General features: G+C 59.4%; 21 protein-coding genes and 1 pseudogene. 17 read left to right on the top strand and 5 right to left on the bottom strand.

All coding sequences use genetic code 11. The features are described from left to right. Positions 1–144 precede the first annotated feature (144 nt). Positions 145–861, top strand: a complete 717-nt coding sequence (locus LT42_RS00715; RefSeq protein ID WP_037009054.1) for a helix-turn-helix transcriptional regulator — start codon at positions 145–147, stop codon at positions 859–861. 155 nt (positions 862–1,016) lie between these two features. On the opposite strand, the gene LT42_RS00720 is transcribed toward LT42_RS00715, so the two are convergent. Next, positions 1,017–1,295 (bottom strand): DUF3509 domain-containing protein, encoded by a 279-nt coding sequence (locus tag LT42_RS00720; RefSeq protein ID WP_037009057.1) that lies wholly within the window; start codon positions 1,293–1,295, stop codon positions 1,017–1,019. Between the two features lie 465 nt (positions 1,296–1,760). On the opposite strand from LT42_RS00720, the gene LT42_RS00725 reads away from it, so the two are divergent. From LT42_RS00725 to LT42_RS26365, 4 genes and pseudogenes are all read left to right on the top strand, one after another. Beyond that, on the top strand, positions 1,761–2,297 hold the full coding sequence (locus tag LT42_RS00725; protein ID WP_037009060.1) for an ankyrin repeat domain-containing protein: 537 nt from the start codon (positions 1,761–1,763) through the stop codon (positions 2,295–2,297). Between the two features lie 67 nt (positions 2,298–2,364). Next, positions 2,365–2,874, top strand: a complete 510-nt coding sequence (locus LT42_RS00730; RefSeq protein ID WP_037009063.1) for a hypothetical protein — start codon at positions 2,365–2,367, stop codon at positions 2,872–2,874. Positions 2,875–3,035: 161 nt separating this feature from the next. Continuing rightward, positions 3,036–3,791: pseudogene (locus LT42_RS26360) on the top strand (MCP four helix bundle domain-containing protein); the annotation flags it as partial. Positions 3,792–3,923: 132 nt separating this feature from the next. Continuing rightward, positions 3,924–4,649 (top strand): methyl-accepting chemotaxis protein, encoded by a 726-nt coding sequence (locus tag LT42_RS26365; protein ID WP_420806881.1) that lies wholly within the window; start codon positions 3,924–3,926, stop codon positions 4,647–4,649. Positions 4,650–4,717: 68 nt separating this feature from the next. Here LT42_RS26365 and LT42_RS00740 read toward each other — a convergent pair whose 3' ends face one another. The 4 genes from LT42_RS00740 to LT42_RS00755 all read right to left on the bottom strand — a co-directional run bounded on the left by LT42_RS00740 (position 4,718) and on the right by LT42_RS00755 (position 8,858). Continuing rightward, positions 4,718–5,452, bottom strand: a complete 735-nt coding sequence (locus tag LT42_RS00740) for an NADPH-dependent F420 reductase (protein WP_037009067.1) — start codon at positions 5,450–5,452, stop codon at positions 4,718–4,720. Positions 5,453–5,607: 155 nt separating this feature from the next. After that, complete coding sequence (locus LT42_RS00745; RefSeq protein ID WP_037012702.1) at positions 5,608–6,039, bottom strand: MarR family winged helix-turn-helix transcriptional regulator; 432 nt, start codon at positions 6,037–6,039, stop codon at positions 5,608–5,610. Positions 6,040–6,278: 239 nt separating this feature from the next. Then, on the bottom strand, positions 6,279–7,586 hold the full coding sequence (dctA, locus tag LT42_RS00750; RefSeq protein ID WP_037009069.1) for a C4-dicarboxylate transporter DctA: 1,308 nt from the start codon (positions 7,584–7,586) through the stop codon (positions 6,279–6,281). 102 nt (positions 7,587–7,688) lie between these two features. Further along, positions 7,689–8,858, bottom strand: a complete 1,170-nt coding sequence (locus tag LT42_RS00755; protein WP_037009071.1) for a mandelate racemase/muconate lactonizing enzyme family protein — start codon at positions 8,856–8,858, stop codon at positions 7,689–7,691. Between the two features lie 222 nt (positions 8,859–9,080). Here LT42_RS00755 and LT42_RS00760 point away from each other — a divergent pair, with 222 nt between their 5' ends. The 12 genes from LT42_RS00760 to LT42_RS00815 all read left to right on the top strand — a co-directional run bounded on the left by LT42_RS00760 (position 9,081) and on the right by LT42_RS00815 (position 23,166). After that, on the top strand, positions 9,081–9,272 hold the full coding sequence (locus LT42_RS00760; protein ID WP_037009073.1) for a PLDc N-terminal domain-containing protein: 192 nt from the start codon (positions 9,081–9,083) through the stop codon (positions 9,270–9,272). 222 nt (positions 9,273–9,494) lie between these two features. Beyond that, the gene (speE, locus tag LT42_RS00765) at positions 9,495–10,355 is read left to right on the top strand and encodes a polyamine aminopropyltransferase (RefSeq protein ID WP_037009076.1); all 861 of its coding nucleotides are present in this window, start codon (positions 9,495–9,497) and stop codon (positions 10,353–10,355) included. A gap of 127 nt (positions 10,356–10,482) precedes the next feature. Continuing rightward, complete coding sequence (locus LT42_RS00770; RefSeq protein ID WP_037009078.1) at positions 10,483–10,734, top strand: helix-turn-helix domain-containing protein; 252 nt, start codon at positions 10,483–10,485, stop codon at positions 10,732–10,734. Further along, the gene (locus LT42_RS00775; RefSeq protein ID WP_276209477.1) at positions 10,731–11,942 is read left to right on the top strand and encodes a type II toxin-antitoxin system HipA family toxin; all 1,212 of its coding nucleotides are present in this window, start codon (positions 10,731–10,733) and stop codon (positions 11,940–11,942) included. Before LT42_RS00770 ends, LT42_RS00775 begins: the two co-directional genes overlap by 4 nt. Before the next feature lie 268 nt (positions 11,943–12,210). Next, on the top strand, positions 12,211–14,283 hold the full coding sequence (locus LT42_RS00780) for an LTA synthase family protein (protein WP_037009081.1): 2,073 nt from the start codon (positions 12,211–12,213) through the stop codon (positions 14,281–14,283). Positions 14,284–14,452: 169 nt separating this feature from the next. Continuing rightward, positions 14,453–14,689: a hypothetical protein gene (locus LT42_RS00785; protein ID WP_037009083.1), complete on the top strand. Its 237-nt coding sequence runs from the start codon at positions 14,453–14,455 to the stop codon at positions 14,687–14,689. 251 nt (positions 14,690–14,940) lie between these two features. After that, a complete protein-coding gene (locus tag LT42_RS00790) occupies positions 14,941–15,279 on the top strand; it encodes a ribonuclease E inhibitor RraB (protein WP_037009085.1) in 339 nt (112 codons plus the stop codon). A gap of 458 nt (positions 15,280–15,737) precedes the next feature. Next, positions 15,738–17,147, top strand: a complete 1,410-nt coding sequence (locus LT42_RS00795; protein WP_037009087.1) for a circularly permuted type 2 ATP-grasp protein — start codon at positions 15,738–15,740, stop codon at positions 17,145–17,147. Between the two features lie 12 nt (positions 17,148–17,159). After that, positions 17,160–18,119, top strand: coding sequence for an alpha-E domain-containing protein (locus LT42_RS00800; RefSeq protein WP_037009090.1), 960 nt, complete (start codon positions 17,160–17,162; stop codon positions 18,117–18,119). Continuing rightward, positions 18,116–18,964, top strand: coding sequence for a transglutaminase family protein (locus tag LT42_RS00805; RefSeq protein WP_052074945.1), 849 nt, complete (start codon positions 18,116–18,118; stop codon positions 18,962–18,964). Before LT42_RS00800 ends, LT42_RS00805 begins: the two co-directional genes overlap by 4 nt. A 784-nt stretch (positions 18,965–19,748) precedes the next feature. After that, positions 19,749–20,954: an acetyl-CoA C-acetyltransferase gene (locus LT42_RS00810; protein ID WP_037009093.1), complete on the top strand. Its 1,206-nt coding sequence runs from the start codon at positions 19,749–19,751 to the stop codon at positions 20,952–20,954. Positions 20,955–21,018: 64 nt separating this feature from the next. Further along, positions 21,019–23,166 (top strand): 3-hydroxyacyl-CoA dehydrogenase NAD-binding domain-containing protein, encoded by a 2,148-nt coding sequence (locus LT42_RS00815; RefSeq protein WP_037009096.1) that lies wholly within the window; start codon positions 21,019–21,021, stop codon positions 23,164–23,166. Positions 23,167–23,300 lie beyond the last annotated feature (134 nt).

Here is a 23,300-nt window from a genome sequence, read left to right on the forward strand (position 1 = left end):
CGCCTGTCGGACCCTGACAGCGAGTCACTGCAGCCGGCGTCTTTGTCTTCATGACGAAACCCGGCGCGCTGTTGCAGCTGCCATGCATAAAAAAATCCAAGGGTTATCAGGGCCGCGTTTTTGATGGTTTTAACGGGAGGGAAGATGAAAAACGCACAGCCAGGGACGCTGAGTCCATTGATACAACAGATGGTCAGCAGCATCACTGAACAGGATGGCGATGCGGCGATCGCCAACGCGCTCGACTGGCTTCGGGCCGAGTGCCGCAGCGAGCGGGCGATGCTTTACCAGTATCGCAACGGCGTACTGCTCAGCTGCATCACATCCAATGTCGACAGCTATTGGAAGGACCTGTATTGCCAGGGAAGGTTAATGATCGAAGACCCGGTCATTCGCTGCTACCGCCACACCCTCGGTTTTCTCCACTGGGAGGAGGCTTTCAAGACGTATCCGCCCTCATCCGCCTTCATGGCGGCGGTGCAAGACTGCGAGTTGCTGCCGGCGTGCTCCTATGGGTACAGCAGCCAGAGCCGCGCCAATCAGGATGTCATCACCATCTGCACGCTCAACGGCATGGAACGTCCGCTGACCCACAATGACCGTTATTTGCTGACGAGCCTGGTGCCGATGCTTCACGTGGCAGGGAAGGGCCGCCAGTTGCAGACCCGGGCGCTGTCGCCCAAGGAGCTCGAAATTCTGAAATGGGCGCGCGAAGGCAAGACTGCCTGGGAAATCGGCCTGATCAAGGAAGTGTCGGAAGCCACCGTCAAACATCACTTCAAGAGCATTTACGCCAAGCTAGGTGTCACCAACCGGGCGCAGGCGGTGGGGGAGGCGTTGTGTCGAGGCATCATTCAGTAGTAAAGGATGCACTGACGCTGGCGCTTCACGGGTCGAGCAAATAACGGGCAAAAAAAACCGCGATAGCAATGACTATCGCGGAAATCTACAAGGGATGCTTCGAGAGAGAGTGGAACGAATAACGACCGGGCCTGCATAGCGCCCGGTTTTAACAATTAGCGAGTGTGGTACGTCGGCAGATCGAAACGGTGTTGGCTCTGTAGCATCGAGATGGCCGGCAGTTCACTGGCTTGCGCAGCCAGGTCGCGGCGAATCGCGCTGATCACCCATTCCAGTTGGACAGGGGTGTGCAGCTGGGCGTAGGAGACGCAGCGACGGATATTTGTGCCTTCATCGTTACGCAGGGTCAACAGAACGCCGCCGTCCGGACGAGGTTGGGTAGTGACTTCGAAATCGGAAAATACGGATGCGAATTTTTCTTGGATGAAAGTCATGTCTAGAGGCTCCATTGCTCATGGGATAACAAGCTTGGAATTACTAGTGCAGCGACTGTGCCAGTTTCAACGAGGGTAAAAAAACCAATAAAATCAAGGGCTTAAATTTATTCGTGAAATAGTTCGCCGTGCAATTTGCATGAAAGGCCGTCGGGCATCCTGCAATTTACCGGAGATGAGGGGGATGAGGGAGGTACGAGAGGGGCGTCCAGCAAGTGGCAGCTAATGGTGAGACAGTGTTATCCGGGATTTATTTCGCGAAACACTGAAATTTTTCGTAAAAACCGGCTTTTTGCTATCGCGATGATTTAAACAGCTGATTTGGCGCCGCCATGCCTGGCTGGCATTGTTGCCTCCATTCAGCTGCCAGGCCCAAGTGGAACTAGCGGTACTGCGCGTTGCTCATAGGTTGCTTGCCCCCCTTCGATTATTGGCGCGATCAGTGTCGCGTTACTGGAGTTAAAAATGTCTGACACCACCCCGACCCCCGGTTCCGCTACCCGCATGACGGACGAAGAGGCGCTGGAATTCGCCGAGCAGGTGTTCGACCGCGCCCGTGCAGGCGACGCCCCCATGCTGGACCGCCTGCTGGAAAACGGCTTGACGCCCAATCTCCGTAATCACAAGGGCGACACGCTGCTGATGCTGGCCAGTTACCACGGTCACCAGGACGCGGTGAAGGTTCTGCTCAAGCACAAGGCTGATCCCGAACTGCGCAATGACAATGGTCAAAGCCCCATCGCGGGCGCGGCGTTCAAGGGCGATCTTGAGACCGTCAAAATTCTCGTAGAGGGCGGCGCGGACGTCGAAGGCGCTTCGGCGGACGGGCGTACGGCCTTGATGATGGCGGCGATGTTCAACCGCACCGCTATCGTTGATTACCTGATATCAAAAGGTGCCAACCCGCACATCAAGGACGCCAAGGGCGTTACCCCGCTGATGGCGGCGCAGACGATGGGTGCGACCGAGACGGCCGAACAGCTCACGCGTTTAGGCGCCTGAGCGATAGAGGCGCGCGGCATTTCCGGCTATCCTGCGCGCCTGTTTTTTAGCCCCCGGACGATCCGCCATGAAAGCTTCACTCATCGAATTCATCAGCAAGATCAGCTCCGGCTGCATGAGCGATGAAGGAATCGAAATGGTCGCCGAAGAGGCGGCGCAGGCTTACGCTGACCCTGAAGCCTTCCTGGTAGCCAATCCCGACATCAACTTTGACGAAACCTTCCCCATCCCGCTGGGCGAGTGGGTCGTCGTCGGCAGCCTTCCCGATACCGTCCTGTTCCAGGCAGACACTTACGCCGAGTTGCTTGGAGAGATCATGGCGTCGTTCGGGCCGAACGTGGCGTTTAACATCAAGCCCAAACAACTGGCCAAAGCCGAACCGCTGGCGGCCCTCAACCGAATCCAGATCCAGCTGTCCAGCATGAACAAGGACATGGGCGGGTACGTGCTGATGAACTTCAGCGAGCCGCTGGACCACGCGTTGCAGGCGGTTTTGGTCTATGGAGCCGACGTGCAGCAGGTCATGGCCCTGGGCGTAGAACTCGGCCTGTTCATAGAGCCTGCGCTGCCCGCCTGATTGCTGTGCCTTGAGCCACTGCCTCGTACCGAGGACTTTGCGCCAATCACCCGAGAAGTTTCCCGAAAAGAGTCTTAAATATCCGCGACGGTGCGTCGATATGCTTTGTATAAGAGCAGTCCGTAGCTCGCGTTATTCATTGACCGCAGGGGAGCTTCAGGATGTCGATCAAACTTCGTTTGTTTTTGTTGGTGGGGACGGGTGCCCTGGCCGTCCTGATTGTCAGCGTGGTGAGTTACCTGGGTAACGCACGCATGGCTTCGGCCATGATCGACAACGAAGTCAGCCTGACGGCGCTGGGCAATCATCTGCAGGCAGACATGATGCATGACGCCCTGCGGGCGGACGTGCTCTCGGCCATGCTGGTCGGGTTGGGCAAGAGCGAGACAACCCGTGGCGAAGTGCTTGATGGCCTCAAGGAACATGCTGCCCAGTTTCGCAAAGCCGTTGGCGATAATCTCACGCTGCCCATCAATGCAACCCTCAAGGCCGAACTCGGAAAACTGAAACCCAGCCTGGATGGCTACATTGACGCCGGTGAACGCATTGTTGGCCTGGCGCTGGCCAGTCCCGAAAAAGCCCAGCAGGAACTGGGCACCTTTTCGGCGGCCTTCACTGACCTCGAAGGCCGGATGTCAGCCCTCAGCGACTTGATCGAAGACAACTCGAAAACCAGCGCCGAGACCACCCGCAATGCCATTCGTGTCGCCAACCTCACCCTGGCGACCGTGCTCGTCGCCAGCCTGTTGCTGCTGCTCACCCAGGGACGCTGGGTCACCCGCAGCATCATGCTTCCCCTGCAATCGGCCAGTCGGATCGCTGACAGCATTGCCCATGGCAACCTCAGCGAACCCATTACCGAGCCCGCCAGCCGCGACGAAGCGAGCCTGTTGATTCGCAGCCTTGCCGTCATGCAGCGGGACCTGCGCGGCATGATTGAAGCGGTGCGTGGCAATGCCAACGGCGTCACGCGCATGAGTACGCAACTCAGCACCGGTTGCCATCAGGTGGCTGGCAGCAGTCAGCAACAAAGTGCCGCGGCGGCAACCATGTCTGCGGCCGCGACCGAGATGACCGCCAGTATCGAGGAAATCACCCGGCACGCCGAGCAGGCGCGCGAAATGGCCAGTCAGGCCGAGGCACTCGCCAAGAATGGCGGGCGGGTCATCCATCAAGTGGTCAGCGACATGGACGGCATCGCCCGATCGGCGCAACAGTCCGCCCAGGTCATACGCACCCTGGACAAGGACTCTGAGGCCATCTTCAACATCATCCAGGTGATCAAGAGCATTGCCGACCAGACCAACCTGCTGGCGCTGAACGCTGCCATTGAGGCAGCGCGCGCCGGTGAGCAGGGCCGGGGTTTTGCGGTAGTAGCCGATGAAGTGCGCAGCCTGGCAGGACGTACCAGCGCCTCGACCCAGGAAATCACCGCCATGGTTGCCCGCATCCAGCACAGCACCCGCGAGGCGGTGACCAGCATGGAGGCAGGTGTTGCACAGGTCGATAAGGGTATGGCGGTGACGGCCGAAGTCGAGCAAAGCATTCGGGACATTCTTGACGCAACGCTCAACACGACTCATCTGGTCAACGACATCACCCGGACCATCGGCGAGCAGAGCCTGGCCAGCAACGAGATCGCCCATCAGGTGGAAACGATTGCGCGCATGTCCGAGAGCAACAGCCAGATCATCGGTACAACGGCGACCACCACCGATCAGCTATCTGCCATGGCCGACCAGCTGTCGCAGTCGGTGGACCGGTTCCGGCTCTGACGTTCGGCGAGGAGGGGCTGTGAATATGACGGTTGCCAGAGTCGAGGCACTCGGCCCCTGACAGCGGTTCAGGCCGTCATGGTCCGGTTCAACGCGACGATTTGCTCATGGGTGAATTGGCTCTCGGAGGCCATGAACCTGGCGAAGAGCGCGTCACGATTTTCAGGTGCCCGGGCCTTGTCAGCGGCATTGAGTGCAAGCTTCAGCTCAGTCAGCGTCAGTTCAGTGCAGTACGCAGGTGTGCCCGGCTGCTGACGCCACGAGTCTTCCAGAGTGCCCGCGGCGAGTGCAGCGAAACCTGTGTCTTCAACAAGGCTCTGCGCCACCGATTCAGCGTGTACGTCGGCGCCAGCCACAGGTAGAGCCAGGCGTTTCGGAGATCCGTCCGGCTGGCCTTTTTCAGCGAGGGTCGCCGCCAGCACAGCATTCCATGCCTTGATGACGGGGCGTCCAAGCTGCGCACTGACCCACAGACTTTCGGGCAAGCCGTCATCGACTTCCTTTATCGACCCGTCCCGCGCCGGATAGTAGTTGGAGGTGTCTATGACGACGGTCTCGTGCGGCACATGGCTCAACGTTTCATGCAGATTAGGGTAGCGGGCGAAAGGGATGGAAAGGATAACGACCTCTACCTCGCGAACCGCTTCTTCTTTGGTGACGGCAGAGGCGCCTATCTGATCAGCAAGGTTCTGGATGCTTTGCGGACCTCTCGAGTTGGCCAGCTTTACCTTATGACCAGAGGCCACCAGTTTGCGGGCAAGTGTGGCGCCGATATTACCGGCTCCAATAATTCCAATTTTCATGGGCTCAATCCTCAATGTTTAGAAAACAGTAATTGTTGCGCGCTGACCACTGTTGCCATCGTCGGCGCAAACGTTGTGCCGTGAAGCGGTGAACGTCTGCGCCGAAAATCACATTCGCCCCATTCAGGGTTCAAACCCACAGGTCGCTGCAGCACTTATTCAACGGAAGGGCGGGCCAGGGCGTCGAGCGTATGACGGAGCGCGTCCAGCTCTTGAGTTGAGAGTTCGCATGCCGTTCGGATCTTATCGGTGACGCTGCGCAACTCACTTTCCATTGCACGACTAAGGTTCGTCAGATCAATCAGTACACGGCGCTCATCCGAGGCATCCCGTGTACGGGTAATCACGCCGGCGGCTTCCAGACGCTTGAGGAGCGGCGTAAGCGTGCCGGTCTCCATGTCCAGCCGCTCACATAGCTCGCTCACGGTCCGAGGCGATCCGTTGAGCAGCTCAAGGGTGACCAGATATTGAGAAAAGGTGAGGCCTAGCGGCTCGAGGAATGGCTTATGCAAACGAATCATCCGGTTCGCAGCGGCGTTGAGTGCGAAGGAGAGTTCAGTGGCGACGCTGGGTGATGTCTGCTTCATATCGTCTACTATCATGTAGTGTGCTACATAAAGTAGATGGCTTGCCTTGGCCTGTCAACGAACGAACAGCTGGGGGGGGTTATCGGGTGAGCTTTGGAGAGCGGGACCTGCGAAGCACCCCTGCGTGCTCGCGCTCGGCGGTCTGAATCAGTGAGGCGGGGCATGGGTGACTGAGCGCATCGCGCTAAACGGTTTCAAGTACTGGGCCGGCCATCAATCGTACCGGCCCTTGTCGCCGACTATTTCTGATCCAGCAAGCCCTTCCTCGCCAATTTGTCCTGCTTCATCAGCGCCAGTTCCCGCTCGCACGCCGCGACATCGAACGAGTTGTCCCATTTTGCGATTGCGATGGTGCCGATCCCGTTGCCGATCAAGTTGGTCACCGCCCGCGCCTCGTTCAGAAACCGATCGATGCCCAGAAGCAGTACCAGCCCTACCAGCGGGATGGAGTGGATGGTCGTGAGGGTGGCGGCGAGGGTTACAAAGCCCGCGCCTGCCACGCCCGCCGAGCCCTTGGACGTCAGCAGAAAGACAGCCAGCAGCACCATCTGGTCCGCAAACGTCAGGGGCGTATTGGTCGCCTGGGCGATGAAGATCGCAGCCATGGTGAGGTAGATGCAGGTGCCGTCTGCATTGAAGGTGTAGCCCGTCGGCAGCACCATGCCTACTACCGACTTCCTGCAGCCGAGTTTCTCGAGTTTGACCATCATTCTTGGCAGCACGGCCTCGGTGGAGCAGGTGCCCAGGGTGATGAGAATTTCGTCCTTGAAATACCGAAGGAACTGCACGAGCGGCATCCCCGACCATCGCGCCACCGTGCCCAGCACCACCACGATGAAAATCAGGGTGGTGAGGTAGAGCGCGACCAGCAACTGACCCAGAGACAGCAGTGTGCCGATGCCATATTTGCCGATTGTAAAGGCCATGCCGGCACCCGCACCGATCGGTGCCAGGCGCATCACCATGGCGACGATCCTGAACAGCCCTTGCAGGAACAGGTCGATGGTGTTGATCAACGGTTTGCTGGTCTCGCCCATTTGAACCAGGGCAATGCCCATCAAAACCGAAAGCAGAATGACCTGAAGCATAACGCCGTTGGAGAAGGCACCCATGAAGGTGTGGGGAATGATGTTGAGGAAGAATTCAATGGTGCCGCCCTGTTCGCTGGCAGCCTGGCTGTACTTGTTGATGGCACTTGCGTCGAGCGCGTTGACATTGATGTTCATGCCCACGCCAGGTTTGACGACATTGACAACAATAAGCCCGATGACCAACGCTATTGTGGACAGGATTTCAAAATACAGCAGGGCTTTCACGCCGATGCGCCCCACCTCTTTGATACTGCCCATCTTGGCAATACCGACGACGACCGTACCAAAAATGATGGGCGCCAGCAGCATCTTGATCAGCTTTATAAAGCCGTCGGCGAACGGTTGAAGTTTGGCGCCTATGTCAGGCAGGAAGTAACCGATGGCCGCGCCGATGATGATGCCGATCAGCACTTGCACATACAGCTGGCCGTACCAGCGAGATTTCGAGATTTCCACGAGAGCACCTCATTTTATTGTTGTGATGGGCGTGTGGCTTGGCATCCGCGAAGGACGCGAGCGTCTGCGGCCTCGTATCTCAAGGCCGCAGACCGAGGTTGATCAGCCTTCGCCCAGCTCACGCATGACGGCGTACAGCGCGGACTTGGCTTCGAAGCCGACCCCCGGGATGTCCGGCAGACCGACGTAGCCGTTTTCCACCTTAATGCCGTCGGCAAACCCGCCGAAGGGCTGGAACACGTCCGGATAAGATTCGTTGCCGCCAAGGTGCAGGCCTGCTGCGATGTTCAGAGACATCTGATGGCCACCGTGCGGGACCACTCGACGAGAGGACCAGCCCATCTCCTCCATGACCTTCAGGGTGCGCATGTACTCCACCAGTCCGTAGGAGAGGGCGCAGTCGAATTGCAGGTAGTCGCGGTCGGGACGCATGCCGCCATGGCGCAGCAGATTGCGCGCGTCCTGATGAGAGAACAGGTTTTCGCCGGTCGCCATGGGCAACGCGTAGTGATTGGCCAGCTCTGCCTGGAGTGCGTAGTCCAGCGGGTCGCCGACTTCCTCGTACCAGAACAGGTTGTATTTCTTGATGGCTTCGGCGTAAGCAATCCCGGTCTGCAGATCGAAACGGCCATTGGCGTCGACGGCCAGTCGCTGACCGTCCCCAACCACTTCGAGTACGGCTTCGATGCGGCGGATATCGTCGTCCAGAGGCACCGCACCGATCTTCATTTTGACGACGTCGTAACCGCGGTCCAGATAGCTTTGCATTTCTGCCTTGAGCTTGGTCTGGTCCTTGCCGGGGTAGTAGTAACCGCCCGCTGCATAGACCCAGACCTTGTCGTCGGCGACGCCGTTGCGGTAACGGTCAGCCAGCAGGCGATACAGCGGCTTGCCCTCGATCTTGGCCACCGCATCCCACACCGCCATGTCGATGGTGCCGACGGCGACAGAGCGCTCGCCGTGGCCACCCGGCTTTTCGTTGGTCATCAACGCTTTCCAGATGGCAAATGGGTCCAGGTTGTTGTTCTCATGGTCTATCAGGGACTCAGGATCGGCCTCGCTGATGCGGGCCAGAAACCGATCGCGCATCAACGCCCCCTGACCGTAGCGACCATTGGAATTGAACCCGTAGCCAATAACAGGCTTGCCGTCGCGGATCACATCAGTGATGACCGCGACGACCGAGCAGGTCATCTTGGAAAAGTCGATGTAGGCGTTGGCAATCGGGGAGGCAATCGATACGGTTTTTTCACGGATCTCAACAATGCGCATGGCGGGTTCCTCTTGTTGTCAGTGGCCCCACGTTATGCGGCGCATCGCCCCGCGCCCAATGCTGTTAATGCCGCACCCTATGCACAAGATGCATGGCGGCTGCCTTGCCTGGCGCCTGTCAGCTTGAACGCATAATTATTAGCCGCTCGTCGCGGCGCCAACGGAACCCTCGTCGCAGGCCGCTACTCCTAAGTGGGCAAGCCTTCAATAAGGAGCAACACCATGGGTTCTACCTTCAACGGTCTGATTGGCCTGATCATTCTGGCCTTGGATATCTGGGCCATCATCAACGTGCTGAAAAGCGGTGCGGAAACCGGGAAGAAAATTCTCTGGATCTTGCTGATTGTCATCTTGCCGGTACTCGGCCTGATCATCTGGGCAATCGCCGGCCCGCGTGGCAACGTTCGCATCTAGTGCGACGACAAGGCTGCAGAACAAATAACGCCTGACGGGCTTGGCCGGTCAGGCGTTTTTCGTTGCCTGTCTCTTTGCCGCTGTCCGTTGAGGTCGTCGTTGCACCGAGGGTTTGCGCAGCCCTGCACGACATTCGACCTGTCATGCTCCGCGACGTAGAATGCGCGCCTTCTTGTGGGCGGCCTGCCGTCCTGTCATCAGTCATTATCGGGGACTCCATCCATGAGCGATTATCAAGAGACGTTGTACGAAGGCTACGGCCAGCGCTTTCGCATGGAAAAACTGCTTCATGAGGTGCGCACCGAACACCAGCACCTGGTGATCTTCCAGAACCCGCGCATGGGCCGCGTGATGGCGCTGGACGGCGTGATCCAGACCACCGAAGCCGACGAATTCATCTACCACGAAATGCTCACCCACGTGCCGATTCTGGCCCATGGCCGGGCCAAGCGGGTGCTGATCATTGGCGGTGGCGATGGTGGCATGCTGCGTGAAGTGGCCAAACACGCCACGGTCGAGCACATCACCATGGTCGAGATCGACGGCACTGTGGTCGAGATGTGCAAAGAGTATCTGCCGAACCACTCCAGGGGCGCTTTCGACGATTCGCGTCTGAACCTGGTCATTGATGACGGCATGCGCTTCGTCGCGACCACGGAAGAGAAATTCGACGTCATCATTTCCGACTCGACGGACCCGATCGGGCCGGGCGAAGTGCTGTTTTCGGAGAACTTCTACCAAGCCTGCCATCGTTGCCTCAACGAAGGCGGCATCCTGGTCACGCAAAACGGCACGCCGTTCATGCAGCTGAACGGTGTGCAGACCACGGCAGGCCGGATGACGGGTCTGTTCGCTGACTGGCACTTCTATCAGGCGGCAGTGCCGACTTACATTGGTGGCGCGATGACGTTCGCCTGGGGATCCACAGACGCCCAGCACCGCAAAATCCCCTTGGAAACATTGCGCCAACGGTTCGCCGGCAGCGGCATTGTCACCCGCTACTACAACCCGGAAATCCACCTTGGCGCCTTCGCGCTGCCTCAATATGTTCTGCAGGCCATCAGCAAACCGAGCAACGACTGATCTTTCAATTTGTTACGCAAGCATGACATCGATGCTCGCATGTCATGTTTGCGTAACTTCCGCTTGCGCGTCCCGGCATGCCACGTATACATTCCATTCAATCAGTAATGTTATGTAGGCGTGACAGATGGACGCGAGTTTATTGCTGGAGAGACTGGGTAGGCAGATTGAGGAGATGCGCAAATCCCGCGGTCTGACTCAGGTTCAGCTGGCGGCCCTGTGTGGACTGACAAGGCAAAAGCTTGCGGAAGTCGAAAAGGGCAGCCCGACAGTCGCAGTGAATTTCTATGCGAAGGTTCTGGCGACGTTAAACGCCGAGATTAAAGTCGTGCCCGCCCGACGTCCCACGTTTGAAGAGCTGCGTGAGGTGTTCCGGTGAAGCCACTGGACCGTGTGCGAATTCTCACCCCGGAGGGTGAGAGTGGAGAACTTTCCGCATCGGAGTCGGGTGATTACCTGTTTCGCTATGGGCTGGATGCAGATCCGAACTCGCAGATCAGCCTGACCATGGGCGTTCGCGACGCGGCGTACCTGTCGCGCAGTCTGCATCCGGTGTTTCAGATGAATTTGCCCGAAGGTTTTGTCCTTGAGCAATTGCGCAACCGCCTGGCCAAAACCACGCCGATCAACCCCATGCTGTTGATGGCCCTCACGGGGAGCGGATCGCCCGCTGGCCGTGTGGCAGTGGCCTCGTCCGTGATTGACCAACTGCTCGGCTCTGCCAACCCTGGCGACGGCCGAAGTCTGAGCCAGATACTGAGTTGGGACGGCACACAGGACCTGTTTGCCGAATTGGTCGATCAGTACATTTTGCGCACAGGGATCTCGGGCGTTCAGCCCAAAGTCATCGTCCCGGATTCGGATTTCGTGGTGGATCCCAAAGCCACGCTGTTGATGCCGGAGCTGATCGTCAAGTCGGGGAGGGCAGACTTCCCCGGTCTTGCTGTAAACGAATACCTCTGCATGGACGCCGCGCGCCTTGCCGGTATGCCGGTCCCGGACTTTTATCTGTCGGATAACCGACAACTGTTCGTGATGCGCCGCTTTGACCGCGACGCTGACCAGCGCGCCATCGGGTTTGAGGACATGGCCGTGCTCATGGGCCTGGGCACGGAACAGAAGTACGACTCCAGCTATGAAAATATTGCCAAGGCCATCCGGCTGTTCTGCGCCCCTGATCAGGTACGCGGTTCACTGGATCGTTTTTTCGACATCGTCGCGCTCAGTTGCATGGTCGGTAACGGTGACGCCCACCTGAAGAACTTCGGCGTGCTTTATCGTGAGCCGTCGGGAGCGGACGCGCAGTTGGCGCCGGCGTACGACATCGTCAACACCACCGCCTATATAAAGGACGATGCGCTCGCCCTGCGTCTGGACGGTTCCAAGAGCCTGTTTGGTTCGAGGCTGGGTATTCTGGCTCTGGCTTCGACCTGCGACATTCGCAAACCGCATCAGCGCATCGCTCGGCTCATCGCCGCGGTGCAGGAATCGCTGAGGGCAAATGCTTCGCTCAGGCAGCATGCAGTGCATGTCTTCGAGGCCGTAGAGCAAGCAGTTGATCCGTATGCACAGACCTTCAAGGCATAGAGGCGATTCAAGCCTTTGTAAGAAAGTGTGAGACGCGCTGTCATTCAACGGAATTTTCACCGGTGGCTGGTGAATATTCGCGCCGTCACAGAGCTGCCCGCAGATTGACGTGAGTTTTTACCCCGAGTCGTCATGAAGAATGCGTCGGATCGGTGGTAAACCGCAGAGGTTCACGTAGTATTTGCCACCCAAAGCCCGGCCTGACATGCGAACGTCGTCGGCGCACAGCTTTTGAACCCAACCTGAAATCCAACGGATCCCACAACACATGGCCAAAACGGACGCCCCGGCGCGCGCGCCGCAACCTACCGTCAAATCGCACCTGGCCTATACGCTTTTGAGCGGCCTGGTGCTGATGGTCCTGTACACCCTTTTGCGCATTGCATTGCTGGTCTATAACCGCGAAGGCATCGGTGCGACGCCGGCCTCGACGTTTGTCGAAGCATTCGGCAATGGCCTGCGATTCGATTTGCGGCTGGTCGTGTACATCCTGATTCCTTTGCTGCTGTCCCTGTTCAGCGCACGCATGATGGCCGCCCGTGGCGTGTTCCGCTTCTGGCTGACGCTGGTCGCGAGCCTGACCGCATTCTTCGGCCTCATGGAAATGGATTTCTATCGCGAATTCCACCAGCGCCTGAATGGCCTGGTTTTCCAGTACGTGAAGGAAGACCCTAAAACCGTTCTGAGCATGATCTGGTACGGCTATCCGGTCGTTCGCTATCTGTTGGCGTGGGCACTGGTGACCTGGCTGCTGAGCCTGGTCTTCAAAGGCGTGGATCGCGTGACCCGGCCGCGAGGCGGTTTCAACGTCGCCAGCGCTGACAATCGCGTGGTGGCGCCGTTGTACAAACGCGCTGTGGTGTTCCTGCTGTGTCTGGTGGTGGCCGTTATTGCCGCCCGTGGCACGCTGCGCCAGGGCCCGCCATTGCGCTGGGGCGATGCGTACACCACCGACTCCAACTTCGCCAATACGTTGGGGCTCAATGGCACGCTGACGCTGATCGCAGCGGCGAAAAGCCGGATGTCCGAAGACCGCGACAACATCTGGAAGGCGACCTTGCCGCAAGCCGAAGCCCAGCAGATCGTGCGTGACATGCTGCTGACCCCCAACGACAAGCTGCTAGACCCTGAAAAGGCTGCGGTGCGCCGGGACTTTACCCCGCCGCAAGCCAACACCCTGCCGATCAAGAACGTTGTCGTGATCTTGATGGAAAGCTTCGCCGGTCACTCGGTGGGCGCATTGGGCGATGAGTCCAATATCACGCCGTACTTTGACAAGCTGTCGCAGGAGGGCCTGCTCTTTGATCGCTTCTTCTCCAACGGCACGCACACCCATCAGGGCATGTTTGCGACAATGGCGTGTTTCCCTAACCTGCCGGGCTTCGAATACCTGATGCAGACCCCGGAAGGCAGCCACAAGCTGTCCGGTCTGCCGCAACTGCTCAGCGCACGCAAGTACGACGACGTGTATGTGTACAACGGTGACTTCGCCTGGGATAACCAGTCGGGGTTCTTCAGCAACCAGGGCATGACCAACTTCATTGGCCGCAATGACTTCGTCAACCCGGTGTTCTCGGACCCTACCTGGGGTGTGTCCGATCAGGACATGTTTGACCGTGGTGCCGAGGAGTTGAAAGCCCGTGAAGCCAAAGGCAAGCCGTTCTATGCCTTGCTGCAGACCCTGTCCAACCACACGCCGTACGCGTTGCCGGCCAACTTGCCGGTCGAGCGCGTGACCGGGCATGGCACGCTGGATGAACACCTCACCGCCATGCGCTATTCGGACTGGGCGCTGGGGCAGTTCTTCGAGAAAGCCAAGAAAGAGCCGTACTACAAGGACACCCTGTTTGTGGTCGTCGGTGACCATGGTTTCGGTAACAACGAGCAGATCACCGAGATGGACCTGGGTCGCTTCAACGTCCCGATGCTGATGATCGCGCCGGGCCTGCAGGACAAATTCGGCAAGCGCAGCAGCATTGTCGGCACGCAAATCGACATCGTGCCGACCATCATGGGTCGACTGGGTGGCGAGACCGTGCATCAGTGCTGGGGTCGCGATTTGCTGAACCTGCCGTCTGGCGATCTGGGCTTTGGCGTGATCAAGCCTTCGGGCAGCGAGCAGACCGTTGCGCTGGTCACCGGCGACCGTATCCTGATCGAACCCAAGGAAATGGAGGCGAAGGTCTACCGCTATGAGTTGGGTAACAAGCCGCACGCCGAGCTGGTGCCCAACGCACCGGATGCTGCAGAGTTGCGCAATAAACTCGACAGCTTCCTGCAGACGGCGACCAAGAGCCTGCTCGACAATACCGCTGGCGTAAAAGACGCCAAGCCTCAATGACCGCAGCTTGATAAAAAACGCCCCGAGTCCGGGGCGTTTTTTTTGCCGGGCAAAAGCCCGCATACGGCCGCGTGGCCAGCCCAAGCGCTGACAACGCGGGTTGAACGTCGTTGCGCTGCAAGGGTCAAGATCATTAGGCCGTTGTCAGGCCTTTACTAAGGAGACATTGATGAAAGTGTGGACTATTTCGTTTCTGGACAAAGACGGTGTACAGCAGAGCCTCGATCTTGACTCCGATCACCGTCCCAGTGAAGAAGAGGCTGCGCAGAAAATCCGTCCGATTCTGTTTCCGGTGGCCAGTGATCTTGATCTCAATGACCTCGATGGACGCACCGCCGAGCCCACCGTGAAGACACTCAAAGAGCAGAATGCGGTACAGATCATCTCCATCGTCGAAGCTTCGTAAAACACCTGCTTTTTCCTGCAATCCTGCCAATTGGCAACGCCCCTCCAATGGGCGTACTCTGCCAGTGAGGTCGGTGATGCATCCACCTGAGTTCGCTCACGTGCGCATGCCCGTTTTGTAATAACGCACTGGCTTTATCAGCGACATGCTTGAGTTCCGGGCGGCAGATGACCTGCCGCTTCACGCCCCGCCATCGTGGCGTGTTTCGGAATTGTTGAAACTCTATCTATCGTTGCATAGGAGGACGTTTCATGAGCACAGCCTATCAGGAAGACATCAGCAGCCATGTACTGCGCTGCATGAAAGAAGGCGGTTTCGACTTCGCCCGCATCCACCCCATCGAGTTCTATGCCACGTTTCCGGACGAGGATCGCGCGCGTCAGGCCGCTGATAAATTCCGTGGGGAATCCGTCAATGTCCAACTCAATGCACGGGAGGACGGTGCCTGGCACCTGGAGCTGAGCAAGGTGATGTACGCGACTTACGACGGGATCGGGGACTTCGAGCAGGATTTCCAGACGGCCATTCTGGGTCTGGACGGGGAAGTGGAAGGGTGGGGCGTCAAACAGGAACTCAAGCGTCTGCATTGATATTGGAAGGCACGCTGTCCAGATATCTCCCGTGAGCTTTTTCCGTCCTCGTTCAATGACGAGTCGGAGGCGGGAGATGCACCGCACTGAATCACGGACAAAAAAAAGCCGCTCTCATCGGAGCGGCGGAAAGGGAATGGCGGGTGGCGCACTGACGGTGCTGCCGAAATAGTTTCGAAGCCGGCTGCCTTGTGTGATCTGGCGGCGGGTCTTCGCGATGGGGCGATTATGCGAGTCGGGGCGGGTCGGCGGAAATCGTCTCTCGCTATGCCGTCGATAGTTTTTTCAAGCGTGGCACGCATCGCTATGAAGCGTGAGCGAGTGGGTGAGGGCGCATCGCGCACAGGAATGGTGCGAGTGGTCTGACTGGTTTAACCAACCCGTTGAAATCTAAGCGTTTATGCCGATGGCACGGGCCTTGCGAAGGCTCTGATGTCCATGGTGACAAGGAGTACGGCATGATCCGCACCTTTTACGACGAGATGTACGATGCGGGCGGCGCAGTTCGTCCGCATTACCGGGAATTTGCCCGCTGGTTGGGTGAAGCGCCACCTGAGCTGCTTGCTCAGCGCCGGCGCGAGGCTGACCTTTTGTTTCATCGCGCCGGGATCACGTTCACGCTGTACGGCGATGAGCAGGGCACTGAAAGGCTCATCCCCTTTGACACCATCCCACGGAGCATTCCGGCCAGTGAGTGGCGCGTCGTTGAGCGCGGCTGCATTCAGCGCGTCAAGGCGCTGAACATGTTTCTGGCAGACCTTTACCACGATCAGCGCATCATCAAGGCCGGCATCATCCCCGCCGAGCAAGTCCTCGCCAACGAGCAGTATCAGTTGGCGATGCAGGGCCTGAATCTTCATCGAGACCTGTATTCGCACATTTCCGGTGTCGATCTGGTGCGCGACGGCGACGGCACGTATTACGTGTTGGAAGACAATCTGCGTACGCCCAGCGGCGTCAGTTACATGCTGGAAGACCGCAAAATGATGATGCGGTTATTCCCCGAGTTGTTCGCGGCGCAACGCATTGCCCCCATCGATCACTACCCGAATCTGCTGCTGGATACCTTGAAAAGCTCCAGCCCGCTGGATAATCCGAGCGTCGTGGTACTCACGCCCGGACGCTTTAACAGCGCGTTCTTCGAGCACGCCTTTCTGGCGCGGGAAATGGGCGTCGAGCTGGTCGAAGGCGCCGATCTGTTCGTGCGCGACGACCGCGTGTTCATGCGTACCACCGATGGCCCCAAAGCGGTGGACGTGATCTACCGCAGGCTCGACGACGCGTTCCTCGATCCGCTGGCGTTCAACCCCGACTCAATGCTTGGAGTGCCGGGCCTGCTGGCCGCCTATCGTTCCGGCAACGTGGTGCTGGCCAACGCCATTGGCACCGGGGTCGCTGACGACAAGTCGGTTTACCCTTTCGTGACTGACATGATTCGTTTCTACCTCGACGAAGAGCCGATCCTCAAGAACGTGCCGACCTGGCAGTGTCGCAAGCCCGAGGAACTGTCTCACGTGCTCGCCAATCTGGGCGATCTGGTCGTCAAGGAAACCCAGGGCTCCGGTGGCTACGGCATGCTGGTCGGCCCTGCCGCCACGGCCGCTGAAATCGAGTCCTTCCGGGCGCGGCTCAAGGCCAAGCCCCATGCGTACATCGCGCAACCGACTTTGTGTCTGTCAACCTGCCCGACCTTCGTCGAAAACGGCATCGCCCCTCGTCACATTGACCTTCGCCCCTTCGTTCTGGCCGGCCGCGAGACCCGTGTAGTGCCCGGTGGCCTCACGCGCGTTGCCCTGCGCGAAGGGTCGCTGGTGGTGAATTCGTCGCAGGGTGGCGGGACCAAAGACACCTGGGTGGTCGAGGATTAAGGATGCCTGCCAATGCTAAGTAGAACTGCCTCGGATCTGTACTGGATGTCGCGTTACCTTGAGCGCGCCGAAAACCTGGCGCGGATGCTCGACGTCAGTTATTCGCTGTCGCTGATGCCACAGGACGGACGCGGGGATGGCCTTAATGAAATGGCCATGCCCTTGTTGATCACCGGAACCCTGGACGATTACCTGGAGCGCCACGGCGACTTGCACGCCGAGCGCTTGCTGCACTTTTTTGCCCTGGACGCGGCCAACCCCGCGAGTATCTTCAGCTGCCTCGGCGCTGCGCGGGCCAGCGCCCATGCCGTGCGTGGGCGTATTACTGCGGACATGTGGGAGAACATCAACGCCACCTACCTGGAAATTCGCGGCATCGCGGAGCAGGGCCTGAGCCGCTATGGCATGAGCCGTTTCTGCGAATGGGTCAAGGAGCGTTCGCACCTGTTCCGTGGGGCCACTTACGGCACCATCATGCGCAACGACGCTTTCCGCTTCATTCGTCTCGGCACCTTCATCGAACGCGCCGACAACACGCTGCGCATGCTCGACGCGCGTTACGAGATGCTGGAGCTTCGCGGTCCTTCTGCCAATGCCGCAGCGGACAGTTCAGCGGCGGGTTATTACCAATGGAGTGCGTTGTTGCGCGCGTTGTCCTCCTTTGAGGCCTACACGGAGGTGTATCGCGATGCGCCCGGTGCGCGGCAGGTTGCAGAACTGCTGTTGTTGCGAGCCGATATCCCGCGTTCGTTACGCGCCTGCCTGGAGGAACTGGACCTCATTCTTGCCAGCCTGCCGGGCGCCAATGGCCGTCCCGCGCAGCGGCTGGCAGCCGAGCTGGACGCTCGCCTTCGCTACACCGGCATCGACGAAATCCTCGATGAAGGCCTGCATGAGTGGTTGAACGAATTCATTCCACTTCTGGCCCAACTGGGTAGCGTCATTCACACTTCTTACCTGGAGGCTGCATGAGAATCTCAATTAGCCACGAGACCACCTATCACTACGACGATCAGGTCCGCGCCAGCATCCAGTATTTGCGTTTGACCCCCCATGACAGCGAGCGCCAGCAAGTCTTGAGCTGGGAACTGGCGCTGCCGCGTCCGGTGCGTGCGCAAATCGATCCGTTCGGCAACATCCTCCACGTGCTGACCCTGGACGAACCCCACGAGGCCATCGTGATTGGGGCTCGGGGCCAGGTTGAGATCGATGAGAAGCGTGAGGCTGAACACGAAACCCAGTCTTCACTGCCGTTCCTGCGCTTTACCCGGCTGACTGAAGCCGACGAAGCGATTCGCGCCTTCGCCGTGGCGCAGACGCACGCACGCACCGACCGCACGGCGCTCATCGATATGATGCACGCGCTCAACGAGCACATTGCGTACACCCCTGGGGTGACCGCCGTCGACACCTGCGCTGCCCAGGCCTTCGCCAGCCGCGCCGGGGTCTGTCAGGACCATACCCATGCGTTCCTGGCCTGCGCCCGCAGTCTGGGGGTGCCGGCCCGCTATGTTTCGGGTTATCTGTACAGCGACAGCAGCGAACACCTGTCCAGCCACGCATGGGCAGAGGCATGGATCGACGACGCCTGGTACAGCTTCGATGTGACCAACCAGTTGGCGATCCCGCAGCGGCACCTCAAGCTGGCGGTCGGCCTGGATTATCTGGATGCCTGTCCGGTTCGCGGCATGCGCCGTGGCGGCGGCTGCGAGCAGATGCACGCCAAGGTTGTCGTATCGCCCACTGCGCCGATCGCGGTCCCGTCTGCGCCCGAAAAGACTGCTGCGCCCATGATCCAGGTGCAGCGTCAGGGTTGAGGAAGTTCGGTCGGGCGTACCGACCGCCACTTGCTTTCAGCAATGCCCATCGACTCGCCACGTCCTCGATGAACAGCCGTGCAGGCCTGCCGGCTGGTACTCATTCGTTTTGAGCTACTCGCAAGTACGTGCACACCGAGAACGCTGCCTGCGCAATGCAGTCATCGGCGTGATCGGAGCACGAGCTTGCCGCCGGGAGGCTCAGCCAAACAATCGGGTGAGGTTTGGCAATATGAGGAGCAGGGTCGTCGCGAAAACAATCAACCCGGCCTGACGAATTTTTGAGCGCTTGAACATAGTAGATGCCTTTTCTTGTTATTCCTGAGCGACAGAAACCCACAGGCTTCGGGGATGACCAAAGCGAAGGGTTGGCAAAGGTGAGGCAAAAGAGCAGGTTTCCCGGTCAGCAGACCGTGGACGACAGGCGCTTGATGAATCGATTTTGTTATCGCGCCACTGCTACTGACTTAACCTTAGAGCCCACGTGCCGCGCGGCTTAGATCGTTATGAGCTGGACAGCCGGTTTCTCATAACCGAGATGTTTTTTGGCGAATTGCTATCACGCATACATTCCCCTCCTAGACGCCTTCACCGTTTACCGCCATTGTTCGTTACCTTGCTACCGTTCGTCTGAGTCCGAAACTTCTCACAACCAGCTACCCTATCAAGCGGTTCGGCAGCGACGGTCGCGCAGTGAGAGATAGACGCCAGTCAAACATCAAGGCAGCAGCGTGATGACAATCGTGCTGTCAGTGAACGAAAAAAGTGGGTTAGCGAGGACAGGATGACCGAAGCGTTTATTTATGATGCTCTGCGCACGCCGCGTGGCAGAGGCAAGCCGGACGGCGCGCTGTACAGCGTGAAACCAGTGGATCTGGTGACCGGGCTGCTGAAGGAGCTGCAACTGCGCAGTCATCTGGACACGGCCCTGGTCGACGACATTGTGCTGGGCTGCGTGACCCCGATCGGCGAACAGGGGGCTAACATCGCCAGAACGGCCGCGCTGGTGGCTGACTGGTCGACGCGAGTCGCCGGGCTGCAGGTCAACCGGTTCTGCGCCTCCGGCCTTGAGGCGGTGAACCTGGGCGCGATGAAAATCCGCTCCGGCTTCGAGGACCTCGTGGTGGTCGGCGGGGTGGAATCGATGTCGCGCGTGCCAATGGGCAGCGATGGCGGTGCATGGATGGGAGATCCGCACACCAACCTGCACACTCAGTACACCCCGCAGGGCATTGGCGCTGACCTGATAGCCACGCTGGAAGGTTTCAGTCGCGAAGACGTTGACGCCTTTGCGCTGGGCTCGCAGCGCAAGGCCGCACAGGCCCAGGCGAGCGGCGCGTTTCGCCGTTCGCTGGTGACGGTGCGCGACCAGAACGGCATGCTCTTGCTCGACCATGACGAGTGCATTCGACCGGACACTTCGCTGGAAGCGCTATCCAGCCTGCGGCCCAGCTTTGCGAACATCGGCAAAATGGGTTACGACGCCACAGCGCTGCGCGTCTACAGCCACGTCGAACGCATCGAGCACGTGCACACGCCCGGCAACAGTTCGGGCATCGTCGATGGCGCTGCATTGATGCTGCTGGGCACCGCACACATCGGTCAGTCTCTTGGGCTCAGGCCGCGTGCGCGCATCGTCATGACCGCCGTGACCGGTACCGATCCCACCATCATGCTGACCGGGCCTGCGCCTGCCGCGCTCAAGGCTCTGGCGCGGGCCGGGCTTGTGCTGGATGACATCGACCTGTTCGAGGTCAACGAGGCCTTTGCATCAGTGGTGCTCAAATTCATCAAGGACACCGGGGTCGACCCCGACAAGGTCAACGTCAATGGCGGATCCATTGCCCTCGGTCATCCACTCGGGGCCACCGGCTGCATCATGCTGGGCACCTTGCTCGACGAGCTGGAGGCCCGGCAGCTGCGTTATGGTCTGGCGACCTTGTGCGTCGGAGCCGGCATGGGCATTGCGACGATCATCGAGCGGGTATGAGCATGAACCCCGCGCACTTGACCGCACGCGTGTATCCGCAAACAGTTTCAGGAAGAACGACCGTATGACCGACGCCATTCGCTACGAAACGGGGGCCGATCAGATTGTCACGTTGACCCTCGACATGCCCGGCCAGCAAGCCAACACCATGAACGCCGCTTACCGTCAGGCCATGGCTGACATTCTGGAGCGCCTGCAGGCCGATAAGGCATTCATCGCCGGGGTCATCATCCGCTCGGCAAAAAAGACGTTCTTCGCCGGGGGCGACCTCAACGAGCTGGGCCAGGTCGATGCGTCCCGTGCCGCCGGGTTTTATCAAATGACCATGGGCATCAAGGCCCAGCTTCGCCAGTTGGAAACGCTCGGCAAACCCGTCGTCGCTGCCATAGAAGGCGCGGCGCTGGGCGGTGGGTTGGAGTTGTGCCTGGCCTGTCATCATCGCATTGCCCTGAAGGGCAGCCACGTCAGGCTGGGACTGCCGGAGGTCACCCTTGGCTTGCTGCCTGGAGGCGGCGGGACAGTGAGGCTGGTGCGCATGCTGGGGCTGGAGAAGGCCTTGCCGTTGCTGATGGAGGGGCGCGCGCTGAGTGCAGAACTTGCCCTGGAAACAGGTGTGATCGATCAGATTGCCAGCGACGCCGACGACCTGCTGGCCAAGGCACGGGCATGGATCGTCGCCAATCCGGCCCCGCTCAAAGCGTGGGATCAGCCCGGCTTCGAGTTGCCCGGTGGCACGCCAGCGAACCCGAAGGTCGCGCAGATGCTGGCCATTGCGCCCGCCATACTGCGCAGCAAAACCCAGGGCTGCTACCCGGCGCCGGAAAAGATTCTCGCCGCGGCGGTGGAAGGTGCCCAGGTGGACTTCCACACCGCCGAAAAGATCGAGGCGCGGTATTTTACCGAGCTGGCCATTGGTCCCATCGCCAAAAACATGATCGGCAGTTGGTTTCAGCTCAATCAAGTCAAGGCGATCGAGGGCCGACCCAAGGCGCCGCCGGTGTTTCATATGCGCAAAGTCGGCATTCTGGGTGCTGGCCAGATGGGCGGCGGGATCGCTTATGTCACCGCGATGGCAGGCGTCAATGTGATCCTCAAGGACCTCAATCTGGCGGCCGCGCAGAAGGGCAAAGACCACTCCGTACGACTTCTGGACCGTCAGGTTGCCGCAGGACGCCTTACCGAGGCTCAGCGCGACGCGGTGCTGGCGCGGATCAAGCCCACCGGTCGCGACAGTGATCTGGAGGGTTGCGACCTGATCATCGAGGCGGTGGCCGAAGACCGCGAACTGAAAGCGCAGGTCAGCGCCGCAGCCGAGCAGGTGGTGGTGCCCAATGCAGTGATCGCCTCCACCACCTCGACGCTGCCGATTACCGGCCTGGCCAGCGCAATCAGCCGGCAGGAGCGGTTCGTCGGTCTGCACTTTTTCAACCCCGTGGAAAAGATGCGCCTGGTGGAGATCGTGAAAGGCGCGCGCACCAACGACATGACCCTGGCCCGTGCGTTTGATTTCGTTCGGCAAGTGGGCAAAACAGCCCTCCTTGTGAACGACACGCGCAGCTTTTTCACTTCGCGTGTATTCACTGCGTTCGCAGACGAGGGTATTGCGATGGTCGGCGAAGGGGTAAGTGCGCCGATGATCGAAACCGAGGCGCGCAAGGCCGGGATGCCCGCAGGCCCGCTGGCGATGTCGGATGCGGTGTCGTTGAGGCTGATGAGCGACATTCGCCAGCAGACCCGCAAGGACCTCGCTGGACAAGGAGCTGACATTGAGGTCAGAGCACATCCGGCCGACGCGGTGATTGAGCAGTTATTGAGCGAGCATGGCCGTACAGGCAAAGCCGGCGGTGGCGGGTTTTACGATTACCCCGACGCCGCGCCCAGGCATTTGTGGCCGCCGTTGAAACTTCGTTTCGAAAAGCCCGAGGCGCACATCAGCGGTCAGGACATTCGCGACCGGTTGCTGTTTATTCAGGCCCTGGAGACCGTTCGCTGCCTGGAGGAGGGCGTCGTGCGCTCAACCGCCGACGCGAACATCGGATCAATGTTGGGTGTCGGTTTTCCTGCATGGAGCGGAGGAGCGTTGCAGTTCATCAATCAATACGGTTTGAAAGCCTTCATTACCCGCGCCCGCGCCCTGGCCGAGCGTTATGGTGAGCGCTTCCAGCCGCCGGCCCTGCTGCTGGAAAAGGCAGAAGAGGGGGCGCGGTTTTAATAACCGGCCTGAGATGCGCCCACGGCTGCGTCGCACCTTCAAATGAAGGCGCAACGGCGTGCGGTTGACAGGGCGCGCAACCCAACTGGGCCTTGCCTTGCCCGGGCCTTCAAGGCAGGCTTGGGCCCTGCATT

The sequence above is a fragment of the Pseudomonas lutea genome, from assembly GCF_000759445.1.
Classification (GTDB): domain Bacteria; phylum Pseudomonadota; class Gammaproteobacteria; order Pseudomonadales; family Pseudomonadaceae; genus Aquipseudomonas; species Aquipseudomonas lutea.

What these genes read in the sequence shown, in the direction of transcription:
- LT42_RS00745 (WP_037012702.1), bottom strand. Translation starts at nt 6,039, where the DNA reads ATGAAGCAGACATCACCCAGCGTCGCCACTGAACTCTCCTTCGCACTC.
- LT42_RS00760 (WP_037009073.1), top strand. Translation starts at nt 9,081, where the DNA reads ATGGGTTCTACCTTCAACGGTCTGATTGGCCTGATCATTCTGGCCTTG.
- LT42_RS00785 (WP_037009083.1), top strand. Translation starts at nt 14,453, where the DNA reads ATGAAAGTGTGGACTATTTCGTTTCTGGACAAAGACGGTGTACAGCAG.
- LT42_RS00725 (WP_037009060.1), top strand. Translation starts at nt 1,761, where the DNA reads ATGTCTGACACCACCCCGACCCCCGGTTCCGCTACCCGCATGACGGAC.
- speE (WP_037009076.1), top strand. Translation starts at nt 9,495, where the DNA reads ATGAGCGATTATCAAGAGACGTTGTACGAAGGCTACGGCCAGCGCTTT.
- LT42_RS00795 (WP_037009087.1), top strand. Translation starts at nt 15,738, where the DNA reads ATGATCCGCACCTTTTACGACGAGATGTACGATGCGGGCGGCGCAGTT.
- LT42_RS00770 (WP_037009078.1), top strand. Translation starts at nt 10,483, where the DNA reads ATGGACGCGAGTTTATTGCTGGAGAGACTGGGTAGGCAGATTGAGGAG.
- LT42_RS00720 (WP_037009057.1), bottom strand. Translation starts at nt 1,295, where the DNA reads ATGACTTTCATCCAAGAAAAATTCGCATCCGTATTTTCCGATTTCGAA.
- LT42_RS26365 (WP_420806881.1), top strand. Translation starts at nt 3,924, where the DNA reads ATGTCTGCGGCCGCGACCGAGATGACCGCCAGTATCGAGGAAATCACC.
- LT42_RS00790 (WP_037009085.1), top strand. Translation starts at nt 14,941, where the DNA reads ATGAGCACAGCCTATCAGGAAGACATCAGCAGCCATGTACTGCGCTGC.
- LT42_RS00810 (WP_037009093.1), top strand. Translation starts at nt 19,749, where the DNA reads ATGACCGAAGCGTTTATTTATGATGCTCTGCGCACGCCGCGTGGCAGA.
- LT42_RS00815 (WP_037009096.1), top strand. Translation starts at nt 21,019, where the DNA reads ATGACCGACGCCATTCGCTACGAAACGGGGGCCGATCAGATTGTCACG.
- LT42_RS00805 (WP_052074945.1), top strand. Translation starts at nt 18,116, where the DNA reads ATGAGAATCTCAATTAGCCACGAGACCACCTATCACTACGACGATCAG.
- LT42_RS00740 (WP_037009067.1), bottom strand. Translation starts at nt 5,452, where the DNA reads ATGAAAATTGGAATTATTGGAGCCGGTAATATCGGCGCCACACTTGCC.
- LT42_RS00780 (WP_037009081.1), top strand. Translation starts at nt 12,211, where the DNA reads ATGGCCAAAACGGACGCCCCGGCGCGCGCGCCGCAACCTACCGTCAAA.
- LT42_RS00755 (WP_037009071.1), bottom strand. Translation starts at nt 8,858, where the DNA reads ATGCGCATTGTTGAGATCCGTGAAAAAACCGTATCGATTGCCTCCCCG.
- LT42_RS00715 (WP_037009054.1), top strand. Translation starts at nt 145, where the DNA reads ATGAAAAACGCACAGCCAGGGACGCTGAGTCCATTGATACAACAGATG.
- LT42_RS00730 (WP_037009063.1), top strand. Translation starts at nt 2,365, where the DNA reads ATGAAAGCTTCACTCATCGAATTCATCAGCAAGATCAGCTCCGGCTGC.
- LT42_RS00800 (WP_037009090.1), top strand. Translation starts at nt 17,160, where the DNA reads ATGCTAAGTAGAACTGCCTCGGATCTGTACTGGATGTCGCGTTACCTT.